Source organism: Flavonifractor porci, assembly GCF_037572415.1.
Classification (GTDB): Bacteria; Bacillota; Clostridia; order Oscillospirales; family Oscillospiraceae; genus Flavonifractor; species Flavonifractor porci.
The window spans coordinates 13,853-40,457 of the sequence record NZ_JBBHLB010000011.1 but is presented as its reverse complement, the minus strand read 5'-3'; the positions used below and the strand labels follow the sequence as shown (position 1 = coordinate 40,457).

Here is a 26,605-nt window from a genome sequence, read left to right as displayed (position 1 = left end):
AAGAAAATTCGTCTCCGGAAGAATCCCTTCCTGCCTGATTTCCCGGGAAAAAACAGGACGCGCCGCAATTTTGCAGCGCGTCGGACAGCCTGTGTTCAAATCTGTACGATAGAGCCAGGGGCAGGGGGCTCCTCCCGCTGAAATTCCGTCATGGTACCCCAGTACCGTTTGGGCATATGGGTCATGCGGCATTTGGGGTTATAGCGGCCCTCAATGGCGATGGTATCATAAAACCGCCGCCACAGGGCCCGCCAATCCAGTTCGCCCGCCCTGGGTGGGGCCAGATCAAACCGGTCCAGAGGCACGATGGCCCACTTCCCCCTCTGGCAGAACAGGGCCTCCCGGTGGGTGCGGTCGTAGAGCACCAGCTTCTCCCCGGGGTAGCGGGCGGCAAAGTGGGGCCGCAGCAGGGGGAGTACCCGGTTTTTGGGCTCGATCTCTCCCACCAGGGCCCCGTCCTGGTCGGAAAAGCGGGTGAAACCCTTAAGCAGGTGGGCCTCGTGGGTCAGGTGCTGGACCGCCTTGCCCAGGACGGCCACCCGGGGGTCGGTGAGATCCCGCACCACCGACGGGCCCCGCTCATAGCCCAGCCGGAGGAAGTCCCACAGATGGAGCTCCCGCTCCTCCAGGCAGGTGAGAAAGCCGTAAGTCACCAGGCGGCGGCCCTGCTGGCTCATGCTCCGGTCCAGAGAGCGGTACACCCGCCGGGCCTTCTGGTCGTCGGTGTCCACCGTCCGCTCGGGCCACAGGGTCACCCGGCCGTCCCCGTAGGTGAGGAAACAGGCGGGCTCCTCCTTATTGGCGTAGGCCTCAAACACACAGGTAAGGAACCCGGCAAAACTGCCGTCATAGGAATAGGAAAACCTGGGCCAATCCATAGGGACCTCCTTTCACACCGGGATAGGACAGGCAGGCAACGGGGCGTCCAGAGGCCGCCCCCTACGATTTGGCGTAGGGGCCGGCGTCCCCGACGGCCCGCCGCCCTTTAAAACAGGGACAGCTGCTCCGGCTCATTCCCCGCCAGGGCCGGCTTTTCCAGGGCCACCAGGTGGCGGAGCACCCCGTCGGGGTTCACCCTTAACCCCTCCAGCATCTTTCCCGAGCAGGTAATGAAATACTGGGCCCGTTTCAGCACCACCCCCAGGGTTTTCAGGCCTGAGAAGGTGAGGGGTCCCACCCGCCGGGCGGTCAGGATCCGCCGGGCGGACACCACCCCGATGCCGGGCACCCGCAGCAGGGTCTCGTAGTCGGCCTTGTTCACCTCCACCGGGAACTGCTCCATGTGCCCCAGGGCCCAGGCGCACTTGGGGTCCACCCGGGTGTCAAAGTTGGGGTGGGCCTCGTCCAGCAGCTCCTCCGCCCGGAAGTGATAGAACCGCAGCAGCCAGTCGGCCTGGTACAGCCGGTGCTCCCGCAGCAGGGGGGGCTTGAAGTCCCGCCGGGCAGGGAGGAGGGCGCTGTCGGACACCGGCATATAGGCGGAGAAAAACACCCGCTTCAGCTTATATTGGTCATATAAGGCCTGGGTCAGGGTCAAAATGTGCTTGTCGCTCTCGGGAGTGGCGCCAATGATCATCTGGGTGGACTGGCCCGCCGGGGCAAACCGGGGGGCGTGCCTGTACTTCACCAGCTCCCCTTTGGATTGGGTGATGCCGTCCCGGATCTGGGCCATGGGGGCCAGAATGGCCTTTTTCTCCTTGTCGGGACACAATTTATGCAAGCTGTCCTCACTGGGCAGCTCAATGTTGACGGACAAGCGGTCAGCCAGCTGGCCCAGCCGCTGGGTGAGGGCCGGGTCGGCCCCGGGGATGGCTTTGGCGTGGATATAGCCGTGAAAGCCGTACTCCCCCCGCAAAAGGGAGAGGGCGGCTATCATCTCCTCGGTGGTGCGGTCGGGGCTGACCCACACCGCCGAGGAGAGGAAGAGGCCCTCGATATAGTTGCGCCGGTAGAAGCCGATGGTCAGCTCCGCCAGCTCCCTTGGGGTAAAGGCCGTCCGGGGCAGGTCGTTGGACCGGCGATTGACGCAGTAGGCGCAGTCGTAGATGCAGCGGTTGGTGTATAACACCTTTAGCAGGGAAATGCACCGGCCGTCGGCGGAGAAGGAGTGACAGCACCCGGCGGCCATGGTGCTCCCCATGCCTTTGCTGCCCCGCCGGTCCAACCCGCTGGAGGTGCAGGCGGCGTCATACTTGGCCGCGTCCGCCAGAATGGTCAGCTTGTCCATCAGATCCACTGTGCTCCCCCCTTTGGCTCCATTATATATCGAACAAACGTACCAGTCAAGAGGGGAGTTCTGGAACTTTTGTTCCCCATTCCGCCCTGCAATCCTCATTGCTTTTTCCTATTACAAGGTGTATAATTGCATAGATTAACCTTTAATAGAAACGAAACCATTCATGTTATCCGCTGTTAAGGAGGATTTTTTATGAACTATACCTTTGCACAGTATCAGGAGAGCGCCGACTACATCCGCGGCAAGATTGGTACCTTTGCCCCCAAGGTGGCCATGATCCTGGGCTCCGGCCTGGGCTACATGGGTGACATTGTGGAAAACCCCATTGCCGTGCCCTACGGGGAGATCCCCCACTTCAAGGCCTCCACCGCCCCCGGCCATAAGGGCCGCCTGGTGTTCGGCACTCTGGAGGGCCAGAACGTGGCCGTCATGCAGGGCCGGATGCACCACTACGAGGGCTACTCCTACGAGGAGGTGGCCTACGCCGTCCGGGTGCTGCGGCTGCTGGGCTGCGATACCCTCATCGTCACCAACGCCGCCGGCTGCGTCAACATGAACTGGAAGGCCGGCGACCTGATGCTCATCACCGACCAGATCAAGATCTTCATGGAGTCCCCCCTGCGGGGCGAGAACCTGCCCCAGTTCGGCGTCCGCTTCCCCGACGCCTCCCACCTGTACACCCCCGCCCTCCAGGAGCTGGCCCGCAAGACCGCCAAGGATCTGCGCATTCCCCTGAAGGAGGGTGTGTATATGTACTTCCCCGGCCCCCAGTATGAGACCCCCGCCGAGGTGCGCTTTGCCCGCATGGCAGGGGCCGACGCGGTGGGTATGTCCACCGCCCCCGAGGTCATCGTGGCCGGCCACTGCGGGATGCAGGTGCTGGGCTTTACTCTGCTCTCCAACATGGCCGCCGGCATCCTGAACCAGCCCCTCTCCGAGGAGGAGGTGCTGGAGGCTGCCGAGGCCTGCAGGGACAAGTTCTCCCGGCTGGTGCTCTCCTGCCTGAAGCAGATTGGGTAATCAGGCGCGGGGAAATACAGACCGGCTCGGGCAGCAGACGATATTCTTCCCCTCATCCGCCCCAGTGTACACACTGGGGCACCTTCCCCCAGGGGAAGGCTGTCTCCCCCGCCCATATCCTTTTATCACGACCAAAGGAGACAAGAACCATGTCTATTCTCATTCACAACTGCACCGCCGTGCTGATGGACGAGGCGGGCACCGTTATGCCGGGCGCCTATGTGGTGGTGGAGGGCACCAAGATCCGCTCGGTGGGCACCGAGCGGCCCTGGGGCCCCTTCGATCAGGAGATCGACGGCCACGGCAACGTGCTCATGCCCGGCTTTGTCAACGCCCACACCCATGTGCCCATGACCGCCATGCGGGGCTACGGCGACGGCAACAACCTGCAGGACTGGCTGCACAACTACATCTTCCCGGTGGAAGCCCGCTGGGACGACCGGGCCGTCCGGGCCTGCACCACTCTGGGTCTGGCGGAGATGATCGCCTCCGGCGTCACTTCCATTGCCGATATGTATATGCACACCGACATCATCGCCCAGGAGGTGGCCTCCGCCGGCATCAGCGCCAACCTGTGCTGCGGCGGCGTGCTCTTCGGGGACACCTTTGACCCCGCCACCCACAACGACTGCGTGGTCCAGCGGGAACTGACCGAGAAGTGGCACAACTACAACGACGGTCAGATCCGCATCGACGCCTCCATCCACGGGGAGTACACCTCCCGGAAGGAGTTGTGGCAGTGGATGGCCGACTACGCCCGGGAGCACGATCTGGGGATGCACGTCCATATCTCCGAGACCCGCGCCGAGCATGAGGCCTGCCTGTCCCGCCACGGCAAGACCCCCATCCAGACCCTCAACGACTACGGCGTGTGGGACGGCCGTGCCATTGCCGCCCACTGCGTGTGGACCACCCCGGAGGACTGGGCCATCATGGCCGAGAAGGGGATCTCCGCCATCCACAACCCCATCTCCAACCTGAAGCTGGGCAGCGGCATCGCCCCGGTGCCCGCCATGAAGAAGGCGGGGGTCAACGTGTGTCTGGGCACCGACGGCGTGTCCTCCAACAACTGCACCGACTTCTTCAGCGACCTGAAGTTTGCCGCCATCCTCCACAACGGAGCGGGCTGCGATCCCCTGGCCCTGCTGCCTCTGGACGCCCTGAAGATGGCCACCCGGGACGGCGGCATCGCCCTGGGCCGCCAGACCGGCGTGATTCAGGGGGGCTATGAGGCCGACCTGATCCTGGTGGACTTCTCCCACCTGAACCTGACCCCCTGCCACAGCGTGATCTCCAACCTGGCCTACGCTGCCCACGGCTCCGATGTGGTGATGAATATGGCCCGGGGCAAGGTCATATACAAGGATGGAGACTTTTTGACCATCGACCTGGAGCGGGTGCGACGGGAAGTGGCGGACTACGCCCTGCCCCTGCTGTTCCAGAACCATTAAGGGGGACTACCGTTGTCAAACCAGCAGAAGAAAAATAGCTTTTACGGCGCGGCGGCCATTCTGGCCATGACCACCATCATCGTCAAGGTCATCGGCGCCATCTACAAGATCCCACTGACCGCCCTGCTGTCCGACGAGGCCTACGGCGACTTCAACGCGGCCTACAACATCTACACTTTCTTTCTCACCATCTCCACCGCAGGCCTGCCGGTGGCCCTGTCCAAGACGGTAAGCGAGTGCAACACCCTGGGCCGCCGGAACCAGAAGTCCCGGGTGTTCCAGGTGGCCTTCTTCGCCTTTTTGTTCATGGGCCTGCTCAGCTTCGTGTGTATGTCGGTGTTCTCTCCCATTGTGGCCAAATATGTGCTGCAGAACAAGAAGGCCGTCTTTGCCGTGCTGGCCCTGTCTCCGGCGGTGCTGTGTACCTGCATCTGCTCCGCCTTCCGGGGCTACGCCCAGGGCCACATGAACATGGTGCCCACCGGCGTCTCCCAGGTCATTGAGGCCCTGTCCAAGATGTTCCTGGGCCTGGCCCTGGCCTTCCTCATCCTCAACTCCGCCATCCCCGACCAGGACCTGAAGAGCCGGCTGTCCGCCTCCGGCGCTCTGCTGGGCGTGTCCATCGGCTCCATTCTGTCGGTGTGCTATCTGGTCTTTAACCACATCCGCACCAACCGGCGGGATCGGACCCCCTCCAGCGACGTGCCCGACAGCAGCAGAAGCATCCTCTCCCACCTGCTCAAGCTGGCCATTCCCATCACCCTCAGCTCCTGCACCCTGTCCATCGTCAACCTCATTGACACCAACCTGGTGCAGAGCCAGCTGCAAACCGTGTTCACCGCCATTCAGGACGGCCTCACCGGCATCTCCAACAGCGTGCTGGACATCTTCCCCAAGGCCGTGGCCATCTTCCAGGACAACCTGGCCGCCTTCCAGGCGGAGGTGCTCACCAATCCGGACACCCAGCTCAACCCGGTGCTGGACTCCGCCCGGGGACTGTACGGTATCTACGGCAAGACCATGAGCATCTACAACCTGCCCTTCAACCTCATGGTTCCCTTTACCGCCTGCATCGTGCCCGCCGTGTCCGCCTGCATCGCCCGGCGGGACGGCCTGGGCGCCCACCGCACCACCGAGTCCGCCATGCGGGTGTCCGCCCTCATCGCCCTGCCCTGCGGCTTCGGCCTGTTCGCCCTGGGTACCCCCATCATCCAGCTGCTCACCGTGGGCAACGTGGATGAGACCATCGCCGGACCCCTGCTGTCCATCCTGGGCATCGCCTCCCTCTTTGTGTGCATCCAGGTGGTGGCCTCCGCCATCCTCCAGGCCAACGGCATCATCAACCTGCCCATCATCACCATGGTGATCGGCGGCGTGGCCAAGGTTATCGTCAGCTACACCCTGGTGGGCAACCCCAAGTTCATGATCTACGGCGCCCCCATCGGCACCCTGACCTGCTTTGTGGTGGTGTCGGTGCTCAACCTCATCGTCATCAAACGGATGGTGCCCCATCCCCCCCGGCTCATCCCCGTCTTTGTCAAGCCCCTTATCGCCTCCCTCCTTATGGCGGCGGCGGCCTGGGGCTGCCAGGGTCTGCTGGCCCGGTTCTTCTCCGGCTCCTTCCTGATGAACGCCATTGCCACCGGCGGCGGCATCCTGGCCGGCGTGGTGGTGTACGTCATCCTCATCGTGGTGCTGAAGGTGCTGTCCAGGGAGGACCTGGAAATGATGCCCAAGGGCGATAAGATCGCGAAACTCTTGCGCATCCGCTGAGTTTTTTGGAAAAAGAGGTTGCAGGAGGCCTTGAAATATGGTAGATTTTCAGTATAAGGATTCCTATGACGTCCGGGACCTGGAGGAGATCGTACGCATCCTCCGCGCCCCCGGCGGCTGCCCCTGGGACGCGGAACAGACCCATGAGTCCATCCGCCGCAACTTCCTGGAGGAGGCCTATGAGGCCGTGGAGGCCATTGACGAGCAAAACCCCGATCACCTGAAGGAGGAACTGGGGGACGTGCTGCTCCAGGTGCTCTTCCACGCCCGTATGGAACAGGAGGCCGGCCGGTTCGATCTGGACGATGTGGCCGACGGCGTGTGCAAAAAGCTCATTTACCGCCACCCCCATGTGTTTGGGGACGTGAGCGTGTCGGGCACCGGCGAGGTGCTCACCAACTGGGAGGAGCTCAAGCGCAGGGAAAAGGGCCAGGCCACCAACACCGACGCCCTGGACGCCGTGGCCCGCTCTCTGCCCGCCCTGTGGCGTGCCGAGAAGGTGCAGAAAAAGGCCAAAAAGGCGGGCTTCGACTGGCCGGATATCTCCGGCGCCCTGGACAAGCTGTCCGAGGAGCTGGAGGAGCTGAAAACCGCCGTGGCCGAGGGCACCAACGTGGAGGAGGAGCTGGGGGACCTGCTCTTCTCCGCCGTCAACGTCTCCCGCTTTCTGAAGGTAGACCCGGAGGAGGCTCTGGGCCAGGCCACCGACAAGTTCATCGGCCGCTTCGCCAAGGTGGAGGAGCAGGCCGCCGCCCAGAATCAGTCCATGGAGGGCATGACTCTGGAAGAACTGGACAAGCTATGGGAGCACGCCAAGGAAACTTAAAGGCAGACGCCTTAAGTAAATAACAAGTACAACAGAGCAAAACAGGAGGAAAGCAGCAACATGAACAAGGCTGAACTGATCAATGCGGCCGCCGAGAAGGCCGGCCTGTCCAAGAAGGATACCGAGACCGCCATCAACGCCGCCATCGAGGTCATTTCCCAGTGCCTGGCCGAGGGCGATAAGGTCCAGCTGGTGGGCTTTGGCGCCTTTGAGGTGAAGTGCCGTGCCGAGCGCACCGGCCGCAACCCCAAGACCAAGGAGAGCATTAAGATCCCCGCCTCCAAGGTGCCCGTGTTCAAGCCCGGCAAGGCCCTGAAGGACGTCGTGGCTCAGTAATCTGACCTGATAAAAATTGCCCGTCCGGAAGGACGGGCATGAGACTGCCGGAAAAGACCGCGGGTCTTTTCCGGCAAAGGGCTGCATGACGGATGGGGCTCGATTTCTTGTGAAATAGTCACCCCATCCGTCATGAGAAGAGTCCTTTCCCAGGATATGTCCTGGGAAAGGACTAATTCTGATTTGATTCCGTCGCCTGCGGGCGACGGAACTCTGCGAGGCTTCCCTTGGGGGAGATCTTTTCACAGACTGATGCCCGTCCGGAAGGACGGGCATTTTTGTAATATGATTTTTTTGATAGAACAAGGAGGACTTCATATGCGCCTGGATAAATGGCTCAAGGTCTCCCGGCTCATTAAGCGCCGGACGGTGGCCAACGAGGCCTGCGACAACCAGCGGGTCACCGCCAACGGCCGGCCGGTGAAGGCCAGCTATGACGTGAAGGTAGGCGACGTGCTGGAGCTGCGCTTCGGCGAGCGCACCGTGAAAGTGGAGGTGCTGTCGGTGGCCGAGCACGTGGGCAAGGCCGATGCTCCCGCCCTGTACAAGGAGCTGCTCAGTTGAGGGTCTCCTCCAGCAGTCCCGCCAGCAGCAGGGCGTAATCCGCCAGCCCTGCCAGGGGCGCCCGCTCGTCCACCGAGTGTGCGTCCAGAATATCCGGCCCCGTGGAGGCCATTACCAGCCCCGGCGCCTTCGCCCGGAACACCGAGGGCTCCAGCCCCACATGGACCATATTGATTTCCAGCCCCCGCCCGGTCTGGGCCCGGTACACCCGGTCCAGCACCTGGGCAAGGGGGTTGTTTTTATCTCCCGGCCAGCCGGGATAGCCGGTGACGGTGAGGGAGAAGCCGGCCTGTTCCGCCAACCGGCGGTTGTCCGCCGCCATGGCTCCCTCGTCCTCCTGCCGGGCAGCCCGGAGGAAGAGGCGGACGGCGAAGGTATTTTCCTCCCGCCGGGCCACGCCCAGGTTGACCGAGGCCCCCACCACGCCGGGGAACTGGGGGTCCATGGCGTACACCCCGTGGCGCAGGGCGGTGAGCAGGTCCAGCACTTCCCGGCGGAAATCTGCCGTCCACACCGTCTCGGGCCGGGAGGCAGGGGACAGGTCCAGCTTCAGGTTGGGATCGGTGGCCCGGAAGAGGAGAATGGCCTCCTCCAGCCCTTTCAAATCTGGCTTTTGGCCCACCACCACAACCTCGGCCGCCGCGGGAATGGCGTTGAAGGCGGAGCCGCCGGCAAAGTCGGCCACCGCCAGGCCGGGCCGATCCTTCAGCCAGGCCGCCAGCACTTTGATGGGGTTGATGCGGCCCAGGTGGATGTCGTCGCCAGAGTGGCCGCCGGCGCCGCCGGTGATGGAGATGCGCCAGGCCTCGCCATCGGGTGCCGGGCAGGTATCCAGAGCACGGGTCCAGCACTCCCGCCGCCCTCCGGCGGAGCCCACGATGGCTCTCCCCAGATGGAAGCCGTCGGTGTTCAGCAGCCAGGCCGCCCCTGCCAGCCAGGCCGGGTCCACCACCTTGGCCCCCTCCAGGCCCATCTCTTCGCCTACGGTAAAGAGGAAACGCAGGGGACCGTGACTCACCCCCTGCTGTACCACCCACAGGGCGGCGGCATTGCCCAGGTTATTGTCCGCCCCCAGAGAGGAATGGCGGTCGGTACACAGATAGCCGTCCTGCTCCAGAATGGTCACCGGATCGGTGAGGGGATCAAAGCCGCTGCCGGGAGAGACGGCACACACCATGTCCATATGGCCCTGGAGGATAAGCAGAGGCTCGCCCTCCCGGCCCGGGGTGGCGGGGCAGTCCGCCATCACGTTGCCCGCCTCATCCCGGACGGGGGAGAGGCCCAGGCCCCGGAGAAACTCCATGTAGTCCTGACCCACTGCCTCCTCGTGGTGAGAGGGGTGGGGGTGGCGGGACAGGGTGCGGAAGGTAGTAATCACCCCGGCGGTAATATCCGCCCGGGGACCAAGACGATGGGATACTGTCACAGAGCTCATCCTTTCTATATAGCTTCCCCCCTGAGGGGGGAAGCTATCGAGCGCAGCGAGACTGATGAGGGGGCCCCCTCATCCGGCCCTCTGGGCCACCTTCCCCCCTGAGGGGGGAAGGTTTTATAATTGCTTTTCTGCCCTATTTTACCACATTCCACGAAACCCGGCATCTTTTCCTTGACAAAATTTCCTCTCTCGTTATAATAATGTCTATTGAATAAACCGCAAATCGGTTTATTTGCGCGGCGGTAGCCGCGCAATTCCATAAAAACGGCTCAAGAAAGCCGCTTTTATGGAATTCAGCCATTGTTACAATGCGTATTTCCGCTGGTGCGTCTCAACGCATCAGCGGAAGGTGCAAGGTTTTTGAAGTATTTTGTCCAAAAACTTTGCACCTGAACAAAGCCAAGGCTTTGTTCAATACGCATTATAATAGTGCATTAAGGTGTCATGACACCTGTAATGACTTTTTGACAGAGGAACTGGTTATGGGACAGATTTCGGCATTTCTCAAGAAGAAAAACATTGTGATTTCCGCCAAGCGGTACGGCGTGGACGCCCTGGGGGCCATGGCTCAGGGCCTGTTCTGCTCCCTGCTCATCGGCACCATTCTGGACACCCTGGGCAAGCAGCTGGGGCTGGCCTTCCTGGTGGAGGTGGGGGGGTACTGCTCGGCCATGAGCGGCGCTGCCATGGCAGTGGCCATTGGCTACGCCCTCCAGTCGCCCCCCCTGGTGCTCTTTTCCCTGGCCACGGTGGGCTATGCCGCCAACGCCCTGGGCTCCACCACCCTGGACGGCGGCAAGGGAGCAGGCGGACCTCTGGCGGTGCTCTTTATCGCCGTCATCGCCGCCGAGCTGGGCAAGGTGGTCAGCAAGGAGACCAAGATCGACCTGCTGGTTACCCCTCTGGTGACCATTCTCTCCGGTGTGGGACTGTCCGCCCTGTGGGCCCCCGCCATCGGTACGGCGGCCTCCGCTCTGGGTGACTTCGTCAAGTGGGCCACCGTCCTCCAGCCCTTCTGGATGGGCATTCTGGTATCGGTGGTCATCGGTATCGCCCTTACCCTGCCCATCTCGTCGGCGGCCATCTGCGCCGCCATCGGCCTCACCGGGCTGGCGGGCGGGGCCGCGGTGGCGGGCTGCTGCGCCAACATGGTGGGCTTCGCCGTGCTCTCCTTCCGGGAGAACCGCTGGGGCGGCCTGGTGAGCCAGGGTCTGGGCACCTCCATGCTCCAGATGGGCAACATCGTGAAAAACCCGAAAATCTGGCTGCCTGCCATCCTCACCTCCGCCATTACCGGGCCTTTGGCCACCTGTGTCTTTGGGTTCCAGATGAACGACCCTGCCTCCGGCGTGGCCTCCGGCATGGGCACCTGCGGCATGGTGGGCCCCATCGGGGTGTACACCGGCTGGGTCAACGACGTGGCCACCGGGGCCAAGGCCGCCATCACCGCCATGGACTGGACGGGCATGATCCTAATCTGCTTTGTGCTCCCCGCCGTCCTCACCTGGCTGTTCGGCCTGTTCTTCCGCAGGATCGGCTGGATCAAAGAGGGAGATCTGAAGCTGGACTGACCGGCAATCTTTGCTGCCAAACACAAAAAGCGCGCCTTTCGGCGCGCTTTTTGCTTATTTACGGCTCTTACCGCACATAATAGATGTAGTTGTCCTTGCGGGCGGGGGCGGCGGGCTTCTCGCCGGCCCGGTAGCCCAGGATGCAGTGGCCGATGCCCTCGTAGTCCCCCTCGATGCCCCACTTGGCCAGCAGTGCCTTGCCCTCGGCGGACTCAAACGCCTCCTTGGCCCGGTGGATCCAGCAGGAGCCCAGCCCCACCGCCTCGGCGGCGTTGAGCAGGTTGTCCATGACGCAGCAGCCGTCATAGAACCAAGTGGGAATGTTCTTGTCCGCCAGCACGATGAGCACGGTGGGGGCCCCGTAGAAGGGGTCCATATCCGGCTTGCCCATAATGGCGGCGTTCTGCTTGCTCAAAGCGGCGATGGTCTCCTTGTCCTGCACGGCAACGATGATGGGAGACTGTCTGCCCATGCCGGTGGGGGCGTAGGTCCCCGCCTTCAGCACCGCCTGCAGCTCCTCCTCGGTGATCTGCTCAGGCTTGTAGGCCCGGCAGCTCCTCCGCTCCTCCAGCACCTTCAGCGCTTCCTGATTCATACTTCCAACTTCCTTTCCGCCTCGCGGGCTTGTCTCTGCTTTTCAGTATACCCGTTTCTCCGCCCGCCGTAAAGCCGCCTTTTTCACAGAATTTTTTTGCCGCTCCCCGGGTGTTTTGTTTTTCAGCTGACAACCGATTTCAGGTATGATATAATATCGGTCAGGGCAATCTGAGGAGAGGAGCGGCATGGCATGAAAATGAAAGTCATCGGATACCTGGCCCTTGTCCTGGCGATCACCGGGGTGGTACTGCTCCTGATCGCCCTCCGGGGATGATCCCCACACAAATGAATGTGAGGTCCTTTTGCTTGAAGTATGAAAAAATCACGCTCCCCAATGGGGTGCGTATTCTCACCGAGCAGGTGCCCGGCGTGCGCTCGGCCTGCCTGGGCATCTGGGTAGGCACCGGCTCCCGCCACGAAAAGCCGGGGGAGGGGGGCGCCGCCCACTTTATCGAGCATATGCTCTTCAAGGGCACGTCCACCCGCACCGCCGGCCAACTGGCGGAGGAGATGGACGCCATCGGCGGACAGGTCAACGCCTTTACCACCAAGGAGTGCACCTGCTTCCACGCCCGGGTGCTGGACACCCATCTGCCCAGAGCCACCGATATTTTATGTGATATGTTCTTCCACTCCAAATTTGACGACAGCGACGTGGAGACCGAACGAGGCGTCATTTTGGAGGAGATCGGAATGTACGAGGACAACCCCGAGGACCTGTGCGCCGAACGGCTGGCCGGGGTGGTCTTTCAGGGTTCCCCTCTGGCCCGGCCCATTTTGGGCAAAAAAGCCACGCTGGAACAGATGGACGGGACCTGGCTGCGGCAGTACAAGGACAGCCACTACGGCCCGGAGTCCATCGTGGTGGCCCTGTCGGGCCGGTTCACCCAGGCCGACGTGGACGATCTGGCCGCCCGGTTCTCGGTGCTGGAACCCCGCAAACCCATCATCAGCAAGCCCGCCGCCTACCGCAGCGGCATTGTGGTCAAGAAGAAGGCTATTGAGCAGAACCACCTGACTCTGGCCTTCCCGGGGCTGTCCTTCTCCGATCCCCGGCGGTTTACCCTCCAGCTGCTGTCCTCCATTCTGGGCGGCGGGATGTCCTCCCGGCTGTTCCAGCAGGTGCGGGAGCAGAAGGGGCTGTGCTACTCCGTCTACTCCTACGGCACCTGCCACGACGACGCGGGGTACTTCGGCATCTACACCGCCCTGGGCAAGGAGACCGAGCGTCAGGCTCTGGACACCATTCTGTCCGTCATCCGGGACTTTAACGAACACGGCGTCACCCAGGAGGAGCTGGACCGGGCCAGAGAGCAGTCCAAGGCCAACGTACTCATGGGAATGGAATCCACCCAGGCCCACATGAGCAGCCTGGGCCGGGGGGAGATGCTGGTAGGCCGGGTGCTGGACGAGGAGGAGATCATCGCCGCCTACGACGCCGTCACCCGGGAGGATGTGCGCGTTCTGGCGGAGGAGCTGATGGACCTGTCCAACGCCTCCCTGTCCGCCGTGGGCCGGGTAGGCAAGGCAGAGGAGTACCAGGCCCTGCTTCATTAACCTATGTGGAAAACCATGTGGATAATGTGCAAAACTCTTTTCTTAGGTAAATAGCCGGGGCGCCGCTGTGCGGCGCCCCGGCTGCTGTTCTTATCAACTAGGTTTCATGTGGACTTCTCCAAATCTTCAGATGGTTCGTACGGCTGCATTGCTTTTTCTTTTACAAACTCATATATTTGGTCGTTGTCATATGAATAGAATTGCCCATTGAAATAAATATAAAAAGGATCCATATAAAAGCTGTAATGTTCTCTTCCTGTAAAATCTGTTGCAGCGGTAAAAAAGGCCATCTCATAGGTATCGTCAACGGGCATAATATCGGTGGAACCACCATGTTTCACCGTGGTATCCAATATCAGCTGTTTTAGCGCAGATTCAACGCTATCATCTGAAGTGGTATAAGGATGATAATTTGAATTGGTGCCCATTTCACAGGCCGAGAAAAAGAACATTACTTCAATATCGCTGTCAGAAGGCAATTCCAAAAGATCATTCAGCGGTATCGCAGGATGGAATAATTTCATAAAGAACGCTATGGCCAGAATTAAAACAAGCAAAAGGCCAACGGCAGCAATACAGACTTGACGCAATATCTGCTTCATATTATGCCCTCCTGTCTTTTGGGATATGGTATGTTCATTGTATCGGATTGCCAATCAAAAGGCAATCCGGTTGGAAAATAAAAAAGGCGCCGCATAGCGGCGTCTTTTTTTCTTATTTATTTTGTTAAACAAAGACGACCTGTACCAGTACCATGTACAGGATGGTGCCGCCGAAGATGCTCAGCAGGTTGTTGTGCTTCCACAGGTGGAGGACCACCACCACCGCCACCGAAATAAGCTGGGGGACCCAGCCTCCCGCCTGGGCAAAGGAGATGTCCTTCAGGCAGTAGATGATGAGCATGGCGATGACGGCAGGGGGCAGCACCCGGCCCAGGTAGAGGATCAATTTGGGCGGCGCGCTCCCCCGGTCAAAGAGCAGGAAGGGGAGGGCCCGGGTGAGAAAGGTGACGACGGCCATGACCGCGATGGCGGCAATGGCTCCGGCAGTGGTCAGCATGATGTTTCCTCCTTTTCCTCCAGCTTGTCCCGCAGGATGAGCAGCAGCAACACGATGACCCCCAGAGAGACAATGAGCATCTGCTGCTGGCCGAAGAGCTGGCCCAGAATGATGAGAAATACGATGGTCACCCCAAACCCAAGCAGGGCGGGCAGGTGCTTGCGGTAGGCCTTCCACTGATCCACGGCAATGACCACAAAGAGGGCGGTCATGGCAAAGTCGATGCCCTTGGTATCCACCGGGATGAGGGCTCCGGCCACTCCGCCGATCACCGAGCCGATGATCCAGTAGCTCTGATCCAGCAGGGCAATGGCAAAATAAAAATTCCTGGGACTCACCCCCACCGGAGCCTGGACGGAGGAGAGCAGGGCGTAGGTCTCGTCGGTGAGGGAAAAGATCATATAAAATTTCCGCCAGCCCATGCCCCGGAACTTCTCCAGCATGGACAGGCCATATACCAGGTGGCGGAAATTGATGAGCAGGGTCATGAGGGCCACCGTGCCCAGGGAGGCGGCAGTGGCCAGCAGGGTCACCCCCAGGTACTGGCCCGATCCGGCATAGATGGTGAGAGACATGAAAAAGGCCCAGATAAAGTTGTAGCCCACGGCCTGGAGCATGAAGCCGAAGGCCATGCCGATGGCCAGATAGCCCATCAGCACCGGAACCGTCACCGGAAAGGCGGCGGACAGGGCTTTGCGGTCCATAGCGTACACTTCCTTTGCGCTGAGATCGAAACCATATTTTACACACTTTAGCGCAGAAAAGCAAGTGGGGCCGGGCATTTTCCTGTTTTTGAAGGAAAGCAGGCGGTTTCTCTGCAAAAGAGTTGTGTTTTCCCACCGGGACGGTATATAATATGGAACAATGTTATGTCGGGACCCACCGGCGTCCGGTTTTGGAGCGAACGAAATGAAAAAGCTGCTGTTTATCTACAATCTATATGCAGGCAAGGGCACCCTGCGGGGACGTCTGGCCCCCATTCTGGACGAGCTGACGGCACAGTGGGACGTGACCGTCCATCCCACCCGGGGCGAGGGGGACGCCACGGCGGTGGCCCGGGACCGGGCGGGAGAGTTTGACCGCATCGTATGCTCCGGCGGCGACGGCACCCTCCACGAGGTGGTATCCGGCCTGATGGAGCTGCCCCCGGAGGGGCGGCCCACGGTGGGGTACATTCCGGCAGGCTCCACCAACGACTTTGCAAAGAACCTGGAGCTGCCCCGCACCCTGGAGGAGCTGGCCGTCGTTGCGGCGGCAGGAAAGCCCAGGCCGGTGGACGTGGGGAAGTTCAACGACCAGGATTTCCTCTATGTGGCCGCCTTCGGGGCCTTTACCGACCTGTCCTACAACACCCCCCAGCAGTTCAAGCACATCTTCGGGCATATGGCCTACCTGATGGGGGTCCTCTCCCGGCTGGGGTCCATCAAGCCCTACTCCATGACGGTGGAGCACGACGGAAAGGTGGAACTGGGCAGCTACTGCCTGGGGTTTGTTTCCAATTCCCACTCCATCGCCGGCATTCATGCCAATCCTGACCGGCCCATCGCCCTGGACGACGGCCTGTTTGAGGTGATGCTGGTGCGCCAGCCCAAGACCCTGCTCCAGCTCCAGCGGATTTTGAAGGCCCTCACCAATGCGGAGAGCGATGACCACGGGCTGGTGACCTGCTTCCGCGCCAACAAGGTGCGCATCATCAGCGATCAGGACCTGGCCTGGACCCTGGACGGGGAGTACGGGGGAGATCACCGGGTGGTGGAGGTGGCCAACTGTCACCAGGCGGTGACCATCGTATATGGGGCGTAATCACACGGGATGCCCCCTCATCAGTCTCGCTGCGCTCGACAGCTTCCCCCCTGAGGGGGGAAGCTCCAACAGAAATGGTCCTCCTTTTGACCTTCCCCCCACAGGGGGGAAGGTGCCCCAAAGGGCCGGATGAGGGGGACCGCACCCTGTAAATGATTCTGCCAATGAAGGACTTGTACTATGACGACTTACGACGCTGGAACCTTTGATATTGCTGTGATTGGTGCTGGCCACGCGGGCATTGAGGCCGCTTTGGCCGCCGCCCGGCTGGGCCTCCGTACCCTATGCTTTACCGTCAATCTGGACGCGGTGGGCAATATGCCCTGCAACCCGGCCATCGGCGGCACCGGCAAGGGCCACCTGGTCCGGGAGCTGGACGCCCTGGGAGGGGAGATGGCCAGAGCCGCCGACCAGGCCTGCATCCAGTACCGGCTGCTCAACCGGGGCAAAGGCCCGGCAGTGTGGTCCCTTCGGGCCCAGGCCGACCGCCGCCGGTACCAGGAGGTCATGAAGCACACTCTGGAAAACCAGGACAACCTGTGGGTCAAGCAGGCGGAGGTCACCGACATTTTAACGGAAAACGGCCAAGTGTGCGGGGTCCGCACCGTGTACGGCGCGGAATACAAGGTCCGGGCGGTGGTGGTGGCCTCGGGCACCTTCCTGGGGGGCCGCACCATCATCGGCGAGGTGACGAGGGATTCCGGCCCCGACGGCCTGGCCGCGGCTCTCCCCCTCACAGATAGTCTGAAAGGGCTGGGGATCACCCTCCGCCGGTTCAAGACGGGCACGCCTCCCCGCATCCACGCCCGCAGCGTGGACTTTTCCCAGCTGGAGGTCCAGCCGGGGGACGAGCAGGTCCTGCCCTTCTCCTTTGAAACCAAAACGCCCCCGGAAAATCAGGCCATCTGCTGGCTGACCTACACCAACCAGCAGACTCACAACATCATCCGGGCCAATCTGGACCGCTCCCCTCTGTACGACGGCACCATCGAGGGCGTTGGCCCCCGGTACTGTCCCTCCATTGAGACCAAGGTAGAGCGATTCCCCGACAAGGAGCGGCACCAGCTCTTTCTGGAGCCCATGGGGCTGAACACGGAAGAATTGTACCTTCAGGGCTTCTCCTCCTCGCTGCCCGAGGACGTGCAGATCCGGATGCTCCACACCATCCCCGGTTTGGAACAGGCCGAAATGACCCGGCCCGCCTACGCCATCGAGTACGACTGCGTGGACCCCACCGAGCTGCTGCCCACTCTGGAGCACAAGAAAGTGAAGGGCCTCTACGGCGCGGGCCAGTTCAACGGCTCCTCCGGCTATGAGGAGGCCGCCGTTCAGGGCTTTGTGGCGGGTGTGAACGCCGCGCTGAAGCTGTTGGGGAGGGCCCCCCTCATCCTGCGGCGGGACCAGGGGTACATCGGGGTGCTCATCGACGATCTGGTGACCAAGGGCACCGAGGAGCCCTACCGGATGATGACCTCCCGCACCGAGTACCGGCTGCTTCACCGGCAGGACAACGCCGACCGGCGGCTGTGTCCCATCGGCCACGCCATCGGGCTGGTGAGCGATGCTCGCATGGCGGCGGTGGAGGAGAAGTACGCCGCCGTGGATCGGGAGATCAAACGGCTCACCCACACCGGCACGGCGGAGGGCCGCCTGGTGGACCTGCTGCGCCGGCCGGAGAATACTTATAACAGTCTGGCAGCCGTGGACCCGGGCCGCCCGGAGTTATCCACAGAAGTGACTGAGGCGGTGGAAATCTCGGTGAAATATCAGGGGTACATCGACCGGCAGCTGCGGCAGGTGGCCGAGCAGCGGAAGATGGAGGACAGGCCCCTGCCTGCCGATCTGGACTACCTGTCCATGGAGGGTCTGCGGCTGGAGGCCCGGCAGAAGCTGGACCAGATCCGGCCTCTGAATCTGGGCCAGGCCAGCCGCATTTCCGGCGTCAGCCCGGCGGATATCGCCGTGCTGATGGTGGCCCTGGAGAAATAAGGTGTGGGCGGGGCGTCCAGGAGGCCGCCCCCTACGTAGGGGCCGGCGTCCCCGACGGCCCGTAACAAAAAAGGAGAACCTATGAAGGAAAAAATCGTTTTGGGCCTGTCCGGCGGGGTGGACTCCGCCGTATCGGCCAGCCTGCTGAAGGAGGGGGGCTTTGCCGTCACCGGCCTCTATCTGGACATCGGTCTGGGGGGCACCGGGGCGGCTGACGCCGCCGCCGTGGCGGAGCGTCTGTCCATCCCCTTTGAAGTGGCCGACATCCGGGCCGATCTGGAGGAGCAGGTGTGCGCTCCTTTCGCCGCCGCCTATCAGAGCGGCCGTACGCCCCTGCCCTGCGCCCTGTGCAACCCCACGGTGAAATTCCCCGCCCTGTTCCGGCTGGCCGATAAAATCGGGGCCCGCTATGTTTCCACAGGGCACTACGCCAATGTGGAAAACGGGGTGCTGAAAAAGGGGAGACCCGCCAACGATCAGTCCTATATGCTGGCCCGATTGACCAGAGAGCAATTACAGAGAGTGATTTTCCCCCTTGGAAATTACGAAAAGACGGAAGTTCGGCAGCTGGCTCACAACTTTGGTATTCCCGTGGCCGACAAGCCGGACTCCATGGAGATCTGCTTTATCCCCGACGGGGACTACGCCGCCTGGCTGGACCGCCGTGGGTTTTCCACACCGGAGGGCAACTTTGTGGACAAAGAGGGCAAGGTGCTGGGCCGCCACAAGGGGGTCCACCACTACACCCTGGGCCAGGGGAGAGGGCTGGGGGTCTCTGGGCCTCACCGCTACTTCGTCACCGCCCTGCGGCCGGCCACCAATGAGGTGGTGCTGTCCGACGGCTCCGACCTGGGCAAGTTCACCGTGTTTGGCTCTTCCCCCAACTGGATCGGGGTGGAGGGGCTGACGGAGCCTCTGGAGGTCACCGTCCGCCTGCGCCACTCCCGCACCCAGGCGGAGGGCATCGTCTATCCCCACGAAAACGGGGTACGGATTGAGATGAAGGACCCCGCTCGTGCCCCCACGCCAGGACAGCTGGCGGTGTTCTACCTGGGGGACATCGTGGCCGGTTCGGCCTGGATTGAGGGAGCTCTATAAGGCCGGGTATTCCTGACGCGCACCCCCTCATCCGGCCCTGCGGGCCACCTTCCCCCCTGAGGGGGGAAGGTTTGTATGGAGCTTCCCCCCACTGGGGGGAAGCTGTCGAGCGCAGCGAGACTGATGAGGGGAGCCCGGCAGATAAGCCATACCTTACTTTTCTCCACAAAGGAGGGAAACCCTGTGGAAAATACGCCGCTGTATGACGCCCTGACCGCCTTTGCGGCTCAAAATCCCCTGCGGATGCACATGCCCGGCCACAAGGGCAAGCCCCTGCCGGGGCTGGACCACCTGGCCGCCATCGACTTTACCGAGCTGCCTCCCACCGGCAACCTGTTTGACGAGGGCGGGGCCATCGGGGAGGCCGAGGAACTGTGGGCGGAGGCCTTCCACATGGACAACTGCCTCTTCCTCACCGGCGGCTCCACCCAGGGGGTGCTGACCGCCCTCACCCTGGCCTGCCGGCCGGGGGACAGGGTACTGCTGGACCGGGGGAGCCACCGCTCGGCCTACAATGCTCTGGCCCTGCTGGACTTAAAGCCGGTGTACCTGGACCGGCCCTGGCTGGACCAGGCGGGGGTGACCGGGCCGGTTTCCCCGGAAAGGGTGGAAGAACAACTGACGGCCCACCCGGAGATCAAGGCCCTGTGCATCACCTCTCCTACTTATTACGGCGTACTGTCGGATCTGCCCGCTCTGGCAGAGGTCATCCACCGCCACGGGGGCGTGCTGGTGGTGGACGGGGCCCACGGGGCTCATCTGCCCTTTTTGGGGGACTATGGGCTGTCCGCCGCCGATCTGTTGGTGGTGTCCGCCCACAAGACTTTGCCCGCCCCGGGGCAGACCGCTCTGTTGTTCTCAAATGGTACCTTCTCCCACGCCGACCTGCGGCGGGCGGCCAGCATCTACGGCTCTTCCAGCCCCTCCTACGCCATGATGGCCGCACTGGATCTGTGCCGGGCCCATATGCTGGAGGGAGGGGCGGATGCCTACCGCAAAACGGCGGAGGAAGTGGCCCGGCTGCGGAATACCTTCCCCGCCCTTACGGAAAAGGACGCTCCTCTGGACCCCACCCGGCTGGCCCTGTGCGCCCCCCACGGCTACGCCGCCCAGGAGGCACTGGAGGCACGCAACGTATGGCCCGAGATGGCCGACGGGGGCCATGTGGTGTTCATCCCCACCTGTGCCGACGGCCCTGAGGACTTTGCAAGGCTGGAGGGAGCGCTTCAGGAAGTGGAGCTAGGGCCATGTCCCGGTTATCCCGCCCCACCCCAGCCGCCGGAGATGGTGCTTACCCCCCGGCAGGCCCTTTTTGCACCCCGGAAAAGCCTCCCCCTGGAACAGGCGGAGGGACAGGTTGCCGCCTGCCAGGTGGCCCCTTATCCCCCAGGGATTCCCGTCATCGCGCCGGGGGAGCGCTTGGACAAAAAAAGTATCGCATATTTGAAACAAATAGGTTATAATACACTGGAAGATGTTTCTGTGGCCGTCCTGTAAAAAGCGGCCTCAGCGCCGGACTTCCGGCATCTTTGAGCAGGAGGGATACCCATGAAACTGGTTCTGGCTATCATCAATCATGACGACGCCAACACGGTCACCCAGGCCCTGACCAAAAAGGGCTTTTCGTCCACCAAGCTGGCCACCACCGGCGGCTTTCTCATGGCGGGCAACGTGACCATCCTCATCGGCGTGGATGAGGAGAAGGTGCAGACTGTCATCGACATCATCAAGGAGCACTCCCACTCCCGCAAGCAGATGATCCCCACCACCACCGAGATGAGCTACGGCTACTATCCCAGTATGCCCGTGGAGGTCGTGGTAGGCGGCGCCACCATCTTTGTGGTGGACATCGAGCGGTTCGAGCGGGTATAAGATGGACCTGTCCTTATTGGCGGGCAATGCCTCCCTGAAGCGGCAGCTCTCTTTGGAGACCGCCCGGCGGGGGCTGTCTCACGCCTATATCATCAGCGGGCCGGCGGGGTCGGGTAAGCGCACCCTGGCCGGCCTGCTCTCCGCTGCCCTGGTGTGTACCGGCGGCGGAGAGGTCCCCTGCATGGCCTGTTCCGGCTGTAAAAAGGCCCTGGGCCACATCCACCCCGACGTGATCCACGCCGGAGGGGAGGGGGACGAGCTGAACGTGGCCCGCATCCGGGCCATCCGCAACGACGCCTACATCAAGCCCAACGAGGCGCCCCGGAAGGTGTACATCCTGGAGGGGGCCCAGAACATGAAGGACCCCAGCCAGAACGCGCTGCTCAAGCTGCTGGAGGAGGGACCGGCCTACGCCGCCTTCCTGCTGCTCCCCGACAACGCCGCCGCCCTGCTGTCCACGGTGCGCTCCCGGTGCGAGGTGCTGGCCCTCTCCCCGGTGACGGTGCAGGAGGCGGAGGGATTTCTCACCGCCCGGTACCCCGACCGCTCCCCGGCGGAGATCGCCAACGCCGCCGCCCGGTGCGAGGGCATTCTGGGCCGGGCAGTGGACCAGCTGGAGGGCAAAGCCGCCGACGGCAAGGCCCTGGAGGGTGCGGCAGCCCTGCTGGAGCGCTTCTGCGCCAAGGACGAGCTGGCCCTGCTGGAGTTCTGCGCCGGACTGGAGCGGGACAAGTGGGACCGGGATTCCCTCAACGCCCTGCTGGATGAGTTTTTGCTGCTGGTGCGGGACTGCCTGGTGTGTGCCGCCGGGGCCCTCCATGAGAGCGACCCCCGCCGCCGGACGCTGGCAGAACAGGGGGCCAAGGCCCTGTCCCCCAAGGCTCTGACCGGGGCCGCCGCCCTGACGGAACAGCTGCGCACCGCCTGCGGCTTCTATGTGGGCCCCGGCCATATGGCCGGCTGGCTGGGGGCCGGACTGGCCAGGCTTATTTTGAGTTAGGAGTTAGGAGTATGACCGAGATCATCGGCGTCCGCTTCAAAAGCGGAGGCAAGCAATATTATTTCGATCCCCAGGGACAGCAGGTCGCGCCCGGTCAGGGGGTCATCATTGAGACCTCCCGGGGCCTGGAGTACGGCGAGTGTGCCCAGGGCAACACCATGGTGGAGGATGAAGAGGTGGTGCAGCCCCTCCGCCCCATGGTGCGTATCGCCACCGACAAGGACCTGGAGACGGTGCAGAAGAACCACGAGAAGGAGAAAAAGGCCTTTGCCATCTGCCAGGAGAAGATCGCCGCCCACGCTCTGGATATGAAGCTGGTGGAGGTGGAGTACAACTTCGAGGGCAACAAGATCCTCTTCTTCTTCACCAGCGAGGGCCGGGTGGACTTCCGTGCCCTGGTGAAGGATCTGGCCAGCGTGTTCCACGCCCGCATCGAGCTGCGGCAGATCGGCGTCCGGGACGAGGCCAAGATGCTGGGCGGCCTGGGGATCTGCGGCCGGCCTCTGTGCTGCGCCTCCTTCCTGGACGAGTTCCAGCCGGTATCCATCAAGATGGCCAAGACCCAGAATCTGTCCCTCAACCCCACCAAGATCTCCGGCACCTGCGGGCGGCTCATGTGCTGCCTGAAGTACGAGCAGGAGGCCTATGAGGACGCGGTCCGCCGGATGCCCAAGAACGAGTCCTTTGTGGAGACCCCTGAGGGGGCGGGCAACGTGTGCCAGGTGGATCTGCTGAAGGAGACGGTGAAGGTACGGCTGGACAACCAGCCGGAGACCCCCAAGTGCTTCCACAACTGCGAGCTGCGGGTGATCCGCAACGGCAAGGGCAAACGGCCGGAGGACTATGTGGAGCCCCCCGCCCAAGAGCTCTCCAAGCTGCGGAAAGTGACTCCCGTGGAGGAGCCCCGCACCCTGACCAGCAGCGTCAACGCTACCCTGGCCGGGCTGAGCGCTACTGTTGAGGAAGAGAGCGCTCCCGCTCAGGAGTCCCGCCGGAGCCGCAGCCGCCGCCGGAAGAGCGGCAGTGAGCAGCAGCCCCAGGCCCAGAGCAAGAAGGAGGAGGCCAAGCCGACTCCCCAGAAGGCCCAGAGCCGCCCGCCCAAGGGAGAGGGTAAGCCCCGGCCTGAGAGCAGACCCAAGGCCCAGGAGAAGCCTGCTGGCGAAGGACAGCAGCAGGGCGCTCCTTCCGGCGAGAAGAAGCGGCCCCGCCGCCGGTACCACCGCCGTCCCCGTGGGGACAAGCCCCAGAATCCCAATCCCCAATAAAACAGGACGGGCGGCCAAAAGGCCGCCCGTTTTATTGTTTAATCTGTCATCTGCGCATAGGGATAGATCCGCTCCATGACCTCGTCGCCATAGTGCTCATCCATCCAGACCTCCCAGGCCTGCCGGGCCGGCTGTCCGGCGGCCCGGCCGCTGTAGCGGGCCAGGGCCAGGGAGCTCACCCCGATGTTCACTGCCATAAAGAGCAGCAGCAGCCAGACTATGATCTTTCCCGGTCGTTTGGGGATCCTGGCCATCAGCCTGGACAGGACGGGGAAGAGGCCCTTGAACCAGGCCATGGCGGCAAAGCCCCAGAAGAAGCAGTAGAGCAGGTTGATGCGCCCGCCCAGGTTGAAGGGGATGGCGCTGTAGTCCCAGGACACCGTGCCGAACACCAGCTGGGTAAACACGCTGCACAGGTACTCATACAGGCCTCCCAGCAGGGTACCCGCCACAAAGAAGAAGCTGGCCGACCGGTCCCGGTAGCGGTAAAACAGCAGGGTGGCGGCCGCCAGGGCCAGCCCCCACACGATGCTGAAGGGGCCCCACACCACGCTGCTCCGGCTCATCCACCAGCCCATCCGCAGCCGGCAGAAGACCATTTCGGCCAAATCGCCGCACAGGCCTCCCACCAGAAAGAGGAGCATGATGCTGTAAAAGCTGTTGCCCCGGGCAAAGGGGTTGCCTTTGTCCTTCTCCTTCCGGCGGACGAAGCTGGCCTGGGGATAGGTCCGCTGGATGCGGCCCTCGGTGCGGCGGAGGATCCACTCCCCCATGCGGATGGACAGGGCGGCCAGACGGCTGTTCACCGCCTCCACCCGGGGCAGGGTCCCGCGGATGCCCATCAGGGTAAGGATGGTGCCCACGCTGTCCACTGCCAGCAGGCCTACCAGTACCCACACCAGGATAAAGGCCAGTAGGGGCGGCAGCAGCCGGTACAGAGACAGAAGCAGAGGGCTGACCCACTCCACCGCCGCCAGACCCAGCAGGCCCCACACCACTGAAACCTTGAGGCAGATGTAGCCGTCCAGATGGAAGCGGCTGTTGCTGTAGTCCCACCAGCGGGTATGGGTGGCCCGCTCCAGCAGGTGACCGGCCACCCACTCCACCAGGGTGGCGCCCACGGCGCAGCCCAGGAAGAGGAAAAACCAGCTGCCCCGCAGCTCGCTCAGGCCCCAGGTCAGTATAGCCCCTGTCAGGCCGTAAGAGAGGCACAGGGGACCGAAAAGTACGCTGCGGTCCACATACTTCTTCTGCCGCAGGGCGGCATAGGCGGTCTCCAGTACCCAGCCCAGCAGGCCGTAGCAGAAGAAGAGCCACAGCAGACGATCAAACGACACAGCCGCATCCACCTTTCTGTCAGGAAAATCTGAAAGGTATCTTACCTTATTTTCGGAAAAAACACAATGAAAATCTGTAGCACAGAGGAGGAGAGAAAACGATGAGCACGGAATTTGAAAAAATGATCGCCGGTGAGCTGTACAATGCCGAGGTACCGGAATTGCAGGATATGCGGACCCGGGCTGCTCAGCTGTGCCACCAGCTGGATCAGCTCTCCCCCACGGAGGGAGAGGCCCGGCTTGCCCTGCTGAAGGAGCTGCTGGGCAAGACCGGGGAGCACCTCACCATCAACCACGGGTTTAAGTGCGACTACGGCTCCAACATCACGGTGGGGGAACACTTTTACGCCAACTACAACCTGGTGGTGCTGGACTGCGCCCCGGTGGTCTTTGGGGACAACGTATTCATTGCCCCCAACTGCGGGTTCTACACCGCAGGCCATCCCCTGGACGCCCCCACCCGCAACAGCGGGTTGGAGTTTGCCAGGCCCATTACCGTGGGAGACAATGTGTGGATCGGCGGCAACGTGACGGTGCTGCCCGGCGTCACCATCGGCAGCGGAGCAGTCATTGGCGCGGGCAGCGTAGTGGTCCATGACATCCCCTCCAACGTGGTGGCGGTGGGCAATCCCTGCAAGGTGGTGCGGGTCATTGAGAATCTTTCGGAGACGCCTGCCCCGTAGGATTCTGCTGCATTGACACAGCACCCCTCATCCGGCCCTTTGGGCCACCTTCCCCCTGTGGGGGGAAGGTCCTCGGGCGACCATAAAGGTTGCCCCTGCAAACGCAAAAAGACCCTGAGCCACAGGCTCAGGGTCTTTTTGCAGCCTCGCAGAGTTCCACCGCCCGCAGGCGGTGGAATCAAATCAAAATCCGTCCTTTCCGGGGACATGAGCCTTGGAAAGGACTCTTCTCATGAGGAATGGGGTGACAATTTCGCCAGAAATCGAACCTCATTCCTCATGCAGCCCCCTGACGGGAAAGACCCGCAGGGTCTTTTTCGTCAAATTTTATTACCGGTGCTCGCCCCGGCTGTAGGCCACCACGGTCCGGCGGTTGGGCTCGGTGCCGATGGAGTAGGTGGTCACATCGGGGGTGTCCTGCAGGGCGGTGTGGATCACATGGCGCTCATAGGCGTTCATGGGCTCCAGGGTCACGTTGCGGCGGTACTTGACCACCTTGCCGGCCACCTTGTGGGCCAGACGGATGAGGGACTCCTCCCGCTTAGCCCGGTAGCCCTCGGCGTCCACGTGGATGCGGACACGCTTGGACTGGCCGTGGTTGACCGCGTAGCCGGTGAGCTGCTGGATGGCGTCCAGGGTCTCGCCCCGGCGGCCGATGAGGCCGCCCAGGTCCTGGCCCACCAGCTCCACCTGATAGGTGCCGTTCTCGTCCATTTTGATCTCCGGCTTGGCCTGGGCCCCCATGTGGGACAGCAGGCCGGTGAGGAAGGCGTCGATCTGCTGGGCCTTCTCCCCTTCGGCGGGGACGGCGGCGCTCTCAGCCGCGGGAGCCTCAGCCTCCACCACGGGGGCGGGCTTCTCCTCCCTGACAGGCTCCATGACGGGGGCGGCGGGGACCTTCTCCACAGGGGCGGGGGTCTCGGGCTCATCGGGAGCCTCGTAGGTCACTTTCACTTTGGCGGGACAGCTGCCGATCCCCAGGAAGCCGGACTTGGCCCGCTCCAGGACCTCCACAGATACCTCGTCCCGATCCATGCCCAGCTTTTGCAGGGCGGCCTCGATGGCGGCCTCCTCGCTTTTGCCGGTGCTCTCGATCCATTTCAACATTTTGGGTATCTCTCCTTATGAATCCA

24 protein-coding genes and 1 pseudogene are annotated in these 26,605 nt (G+C 62.5%); 16 read left to right on the top strand and 9 right to left on the bottom strand.

Translation table 11 applies throughout. The features are described 5' to 3' along the window. Positions 1-95 precede the first annotated feature (95 nt). Together WHJ28_RS10810 and WHJ28_RS10805 are read right to left on the bottom strand one after the other, a co-directional pair. Positions 96-878, bottom strand: a complete 783-nt coding sequence (locus tag WHJ28_RS10810; protein WP_340042131.1) for a TIGR03915 family putative DNA repair protein — start codon at positions 876-878, stop codon at positions 96-98. 107 nt (positions 879-985) lie between these two features. Continuing rightward, a complete protein-coding gene (locus WHJ28_RS10805; RefSeq protein WP_340042130.1) occupies positions 986-2,236 on the bottom strand; it encodes a putative DNA modification/repair radical SAM protein in 1,251 nt (416 codons plus the stop codon). Between the two features lie 192 nt (positions 2,237-2,428). Here WHJ28_RS10805 and WHJ28_RS10800 point away from each other — a divergent pair, with 192 nt between their 5' ends. The 6 genes and pseudogenes from WHJ28_RS10800 to WHJ28_RS10775 all read left to right on the top strand — a co-directional run bounded on the left by WHJ28_RS10800 (position 2,429) and on the right by WHJ28_RS10775 (position 8,206). Next, positions 2,429-3,256 carry a purine-nucleoside phosphorylase gene (locus WHJ28_RS10800; RefSeq protein WP_340042129.1) on the top strand — a complete coding sequence of 276 codons (828 nt, stop codon included), beginning with the start codon at positions 2,429-2,431 and terminating at the stop codon, positions 3,254-3,256. A 149-nt stretch (positions 3,257-3,405) separates the two neighbouring features. After that, positions 3,406-4,707, top strand: a complete 1,302-nt coding sequence (locus tag WHJ28_RS10795) for an amidohydrolase family protein (RefSeq protein WP_340042128.1) — start codon at positions 3,406-3,408, stop codon at positions 4,705-4,707. 12 nt (positions 4,708-4,719) lie between these two features. Continuing rightward, positions 4,720-6,480 (top strand): putative polysaccharide biosynthesis protein, encoded by a 1,761-nt coding sequence (locus WHJ28_RS10790; protein WP_340042127.1) that lies wholly within the window; start codon positions 4,720-4,722, stop codon positions 6,478-6,480. A gap of 37 nt (positions 6,481-6,517) precedes the next feature. Further along, positions 6,518-7,306 (top strand): nucleoside triphosphate pyrophosphohydrolase, encoded by a 789-nt coding sequence (mazG, locus tag WHJ28_RS10785; protein ID WP_340042126.1) that lies wholly within the window; start codon positions 6,518-6,520, stop codon positions 7,304-7,306. 45 nt (positions 7,307-7,351) lie between these two features. Continuing rightward, positions 7,352-7,642 (top strand): annotated as a pseudogene (locus tag WHJ28_RS10780) (HU family DNA-binding protein); the annotation flags it as partial. A 318-nt stretch (positions 7,643-7,960) separates the two neighbouring features. Continuing rightward, positions 7,961-8,206 carry an RNA-binding S4 domain-containing protein gene (locus tag WHJ28_RS10775; RefSeq protein WP_087267740.1) on the top strand — a complete coding sequence of 82 codons (246 nt, stop codon included), beginning with the start codon at positions 7,961-7,963 and terminating at the stop codon, positions 8,204-8,206. On the opposite strand, the gene WHJ28_RS10770 is transcribed toward WHJ28_RS10775, so the two are convergent. Beyond that, positions 8,199-9,632, bottom strand: a complete 1,434-nt coding sequence (locus tag WHJ28_RS10770; RefSeq protein WP_340042125.1) for a M20/M25/M40 family metallo-hydrolase — start codon at positions 9,630-9,632, stop codon at positions 8,199-8,201. The two genes, WHJ28_RS10775 and WHJ28_RS10770, sit on opposite strands and share 8 nt — an antisense overlap. 491 nt (positions 9,633-10,123) lie before the next feature. Between WHJ28_RS10770 and WHJ28_RS10765 the strand changes: the two genes are divergently transcribed. After that, complete coding sequence (locus WHJ28_RS10765; RefSeq protein WP_340042124.1) at positions 10,124-11,212, top strand: PTS sugar transporter subunit IIC; 1,089 nt, start codon at positions 10,124-10,126, stop codon at positions 11,210-11,212. A 67-nt stretch (positions 11,213-11,279) separates the two neighbouring features. Here WHJ28_RS10765 and WHJ28_RS10760 read toward each other — a convergent pair whose 3' ends face one another. Continuing rightward, positions 11,280-11,807 carry a nitroreductase gene (locus WHJ28_RS10760; protein ID WP_340042123.1) on the bottom strand — a complete coding sequence of 176 codons (528 nt, stop codon included), beginning with the start codon at positions 11,805-11,807 and terminating at the stop codon, positions 11,280-11,282. 308 nt (positions 11,808-12,115) lie between these two features. On the opposite strand from WHJ28_RS10760, the gene WHJ28_RS10755 reads away from it, so the two are divergent. Next, complete coding sequence (locus tag WHJ28_RS10755; RefSeq protein ID WP_340042122.1) at positions 12,116-13,366, top strand: M16 family metallopeptidase; 1,251 nt, start codon at positions 12,116-12,118, stop codon at positions 13,364-13,366. 104 nt (positions 13,367-13,470) lie between these two features. On the opposite strand, the gene WHJ28_RS10750 is transcribed toward WHJ28_RS10755, so the two are convergent. From WHJ28_RS10750 to WHJ28_RS10740, 3 genes are all read right to left on the bottom strand, one after another. Then, the gene (locus tag WHJ28_RS10750) at positions 13,471-13,968 is read right to left on the bottom strand and encodes a hypothetical protein (protein ID WP_340042121.1); all 498 of its coding nucleotides are present in this window, start codon (positions 13,966-13,968) and stop codon (positions 13,471-13,473) included. A 124-nt stretch (positions 13,969-14,092) separates the two neighbouring features. Beyond that, entirely contained in the window at positions 14,093-14,425 is a 333-nt protein-coding gene (locus tag WHJ28_RS10745; protein WP_340042120.1) for a branched-chain amino acid transporter permease, read from the bottom strand. Then, positions 14,419-15,129 carry an AzlC family ABC transporter permease gene (locus WHJ28_RS10740; RefSeq protein WP_340042119.1) on the bottom strand — a complete coding sequence of 237 codons (711 nt, stop codon included), beginning with the start codon at positions 15,127-15,129 and terminating at the stop codon, positions 14,419-14,421. Before WHJ28_RS10740 ends, WHJ28_RS10745 begins: the two co-directional genes overlap by 7 nt. A gap of 205 nt (positions 15,130-15,334) precedes the next feature. Between WHJ28_RS10740 and WHJ28_RS10735 the strand changes: the two genes are divergently transcribed. The 7 genes from WHJ28_RS10735 to ricT all read left to right on the top strand — a co-directional run bounded on the left by WHJ28_RS10735 (position 15,335) and on the right by ricT (position 23,452). Then, positions 15,335-16,228 (top strand): diacylglycerol/lipid kinase family protein, encoded by an 894-nt coding sequence (locus tag WHJ28_RS10735; protein WP_340042118.1) that lies wholly within the window; start codon positions 15,335-15,337, stop codon positions 16,226-16,228. Between the two features lie 180 nt (positions 16,229-16,408). After that, entirely contained in the window at positions 16,409-18,217 is a 1,809-nt protein-coding gene (mnmG, locus tag WHJ28_RS10730) for a tRNA uridine-5-carboxymethylaminomethyl(34) synthesis enzyme MnmG (RefSeq protein WP_340042117.1), read from the top strand. An 81-nt stretch (positions 18,218-18,298) separates the two neighbouring features. After that, the gene (gene mnmA, locus WHJ28_RS10725) at positions 18,299-19,315 is read left to right on the top strand and encodes a tRNA 2-thiouridine(34) synthase MnmA (RefSeq protein ID WP_340042116.1); all 1,017 of its coding nucleotides are present in this window, start codon (positions 18,299-18,301) and stop codon (positions 19,313-19,315) included. Between the two features lie 183 nt (positions 19,316-19,498). Continuing rightward, entirely contained in the window at positions 19,499-20,812 is a 1,314-nt protein-coding gene (locus WHJ28_RS10720; protein ID WP_340042115.1) for an aminotransferase class I/II-fold pyridoxal phosphate-dependent enzyme, read from the top strand. Positions 20,813-20,863: 51 nt separating this feature from the next. Then, positions 20,864-21,187 (top strand): cyclic-di-AMP receptor, encoded by a 324-nt coding sequence (locus WHJ28_RS10715; protein ID WP_209345755.1) that lies wholly within the window; start codon positions 20,864-20,866, stop codon positions 21,185-21,187. Between the two features lies 1 nt (position 21,188). Then, on the top strand, positions 21,189-22,187 hold the full coding sequence (locus WHJ28_RS10710; protein WP_340042114.1) for a DNA polymerase III subunit: 999 nt from the start codon (positions 21,189-21,191) through the stop codon (positions 22,185-22,187). 11 nt (positions 22,188-22,198) lie between these two features. Next, positions 22,199-23,452, top strand: a complete 1,254-nt coding sequence (gene ricT / locus WHJ28_RS10705; protein ID WP_340042113.1) for a regulatory iron-sulfur-containing complex subunit RicT — start codon at positions 22,199-22,201, stop codon at positions 23,450-23,452. Between the two features lie 38 nt (positions 23,453-23,490). On the opposite strand, the gene WHJ28_RS10700 is transcribed toward ricT, so the two are convergent. Further along, complete coding sequence (locus tag WHJ28_RS10700) at positions 23,491-24,789, bottom strand: putative ABC transporter permease (protein ID WP_340042112.1); 1,299 nt, start codon at positions 24,787-24,789, stop codon at positions 23,491-23,493. A 101-nt stretch (positions 24,790-24,890) separates the two neighbouring features. Between WHJ28_RS10700 and WHJ28_RS10695 the strand changes: the two genes are divergently transcribed. Then, positions 24,891-25,472, top strand: coding sequence for a sugar O-acetyltransferase (locus WHJ28_RS10695; protein ID WP_340042111.1), 582 nt, complete (start codon positions 24,891-24,893; stop codon positions 25,470-25,472). 330 nt (positions 25,473-25,802) lie between these two features. On the opposite strand, the gene jag is transcribed toward WHJ28_RS10695, so the two are convergent. Further along, positions 25,803-26,579 (bottom strand): RNA-binding cell elongation regulator Jag/EloR, encoded by a 777-nt coding sequence (gene jag / locus WHJ28_RS10690; RefSeq protein WP_340042110.1) that lies wholly within the window; start codon positions 26,577-26,579, stop codon positions 25,803-25,805. Positions 26,580-26,605: the final 26 nt, after the last annotated feature.

Coding starts and splice junctions, on each gene's coding strand:
- WHJ28_RS10810 (WP_340042131.1), bottom strand. CDS start 878: ATGGATTGGCCCAGGTTTTCCTATTCCTATGACGGCAGTTTTGCCGGG.
- WHJ28_RS10800 (WP_340042129.1), top strand. CDS start 2,429: ATGAACTATACCTTTGCACAGTATCAGGAGAGCGCCGACTACATCCGC.
- WHJ28_RS10795 (WP_340042128.1), top strand. CDS start 3,406: ATGTCTATTCTCATTCACAACTGCACCGCCGTGCTGATGGACGAGGCG.
- mazG (WP_340042126.1), top strand. CDS start 6,518: ATGGTAGATTTTCAGTATAAGGATTCCTATGACGTCCGGGACCTGGAG.
- WHJ28_RS10775 (WP_087267740.1), top strand. CDS start 7,961: ATGCGCCTGGATAAATGGCTCAAGGTCTCCCGGCTCATTAAGCGCCGG.
- WHJ28_RS10765 (WP_340042124.1), top strand. CDS start 10,124: ATGGGACAGATTTCGGCATTTCTCAAGAAGAAAAACATTGTGATTTCC.
- WHJ28_RS10760 (WP_340042123.1), bottom strand. CDS start 11,807: ATGAATCAGGAAGCGCTGAAGGTGCTGGAGGAGCGGAGGAGCTGCCGG.
- WHJ28_RS10750 (WP_340042121.1), bottom strand. CDS start 13,968: ATGAAGCAGATATTGCGTCAAGTCTGTATTGCTGCCGTTGGCCTTTTG.
- WHJ28_RS10745 (WP_340042120.1), bottom strand. CDS start 14,425: ATGCTGACCACTGCCGGAGCCATTGCCGCCATCGCGGTCATGGCCGTC.
- WHJ28_RS10740 (WP_340042119.1), bottom strand. CDS start 15,129: ATGGACCGCAAAGCCCTGTCCGCCGCCTTTCCGGTGACGGTTCCGGTG.
- WHJ28_RS10735 (WP_340042118.1), top strand. CDS start 15,335: ATGAAAAAGCTGCTGTTTATCTACAATCTATATGCAGGCAAGGGCACC.
- mnmG (WP_340042117.1), top strand. CDS start 16,409: ATGACGACTTACGACGCTGGAACCTTTGATATTGCTGTGATTGGTGCT.
- mnmA (WP_340042116.1), top strand. CDS start 18,299: ATGAAGGAAAAAATCGTTTTGGGCCTGTCCGGCGGGGTGGACTCCGCC.
- WHJ28_RS10715 (WP_209345755.1), top strand. CDS start 20,864: ATGAAACTGGTTCTGGCTATCATCAATCATGACGACGCCAACACGGTC.
- WHJ28_RS10710 (WP_340042114.1), top strand. CDS start 21,189: ATGGACCTGTCCTTATTGGCGGGCAATGCCTCCCTGAAGCGGCAGCTC.
- ricT (WP_340042113.1), top strand. CDS start 22,199: ATGACCGAGATCATCGGCGTCCGCTTCAAAAGCGGAGGCAAGCAATAT.
- WHJ28_RS10695 (WP_340042111.1), top strand. CDS start 24,891: ATGAGCACGGAATTTGAAAAAATGATCGCCGGTGAGCTGTACAATGCC.
- jag (WP_340042110.1), bottom strand. CDS start 26,579: ATGTTGAAATGGATCGAGAGCACCGGCAAAAGCGAGGAGGCCGCCATC.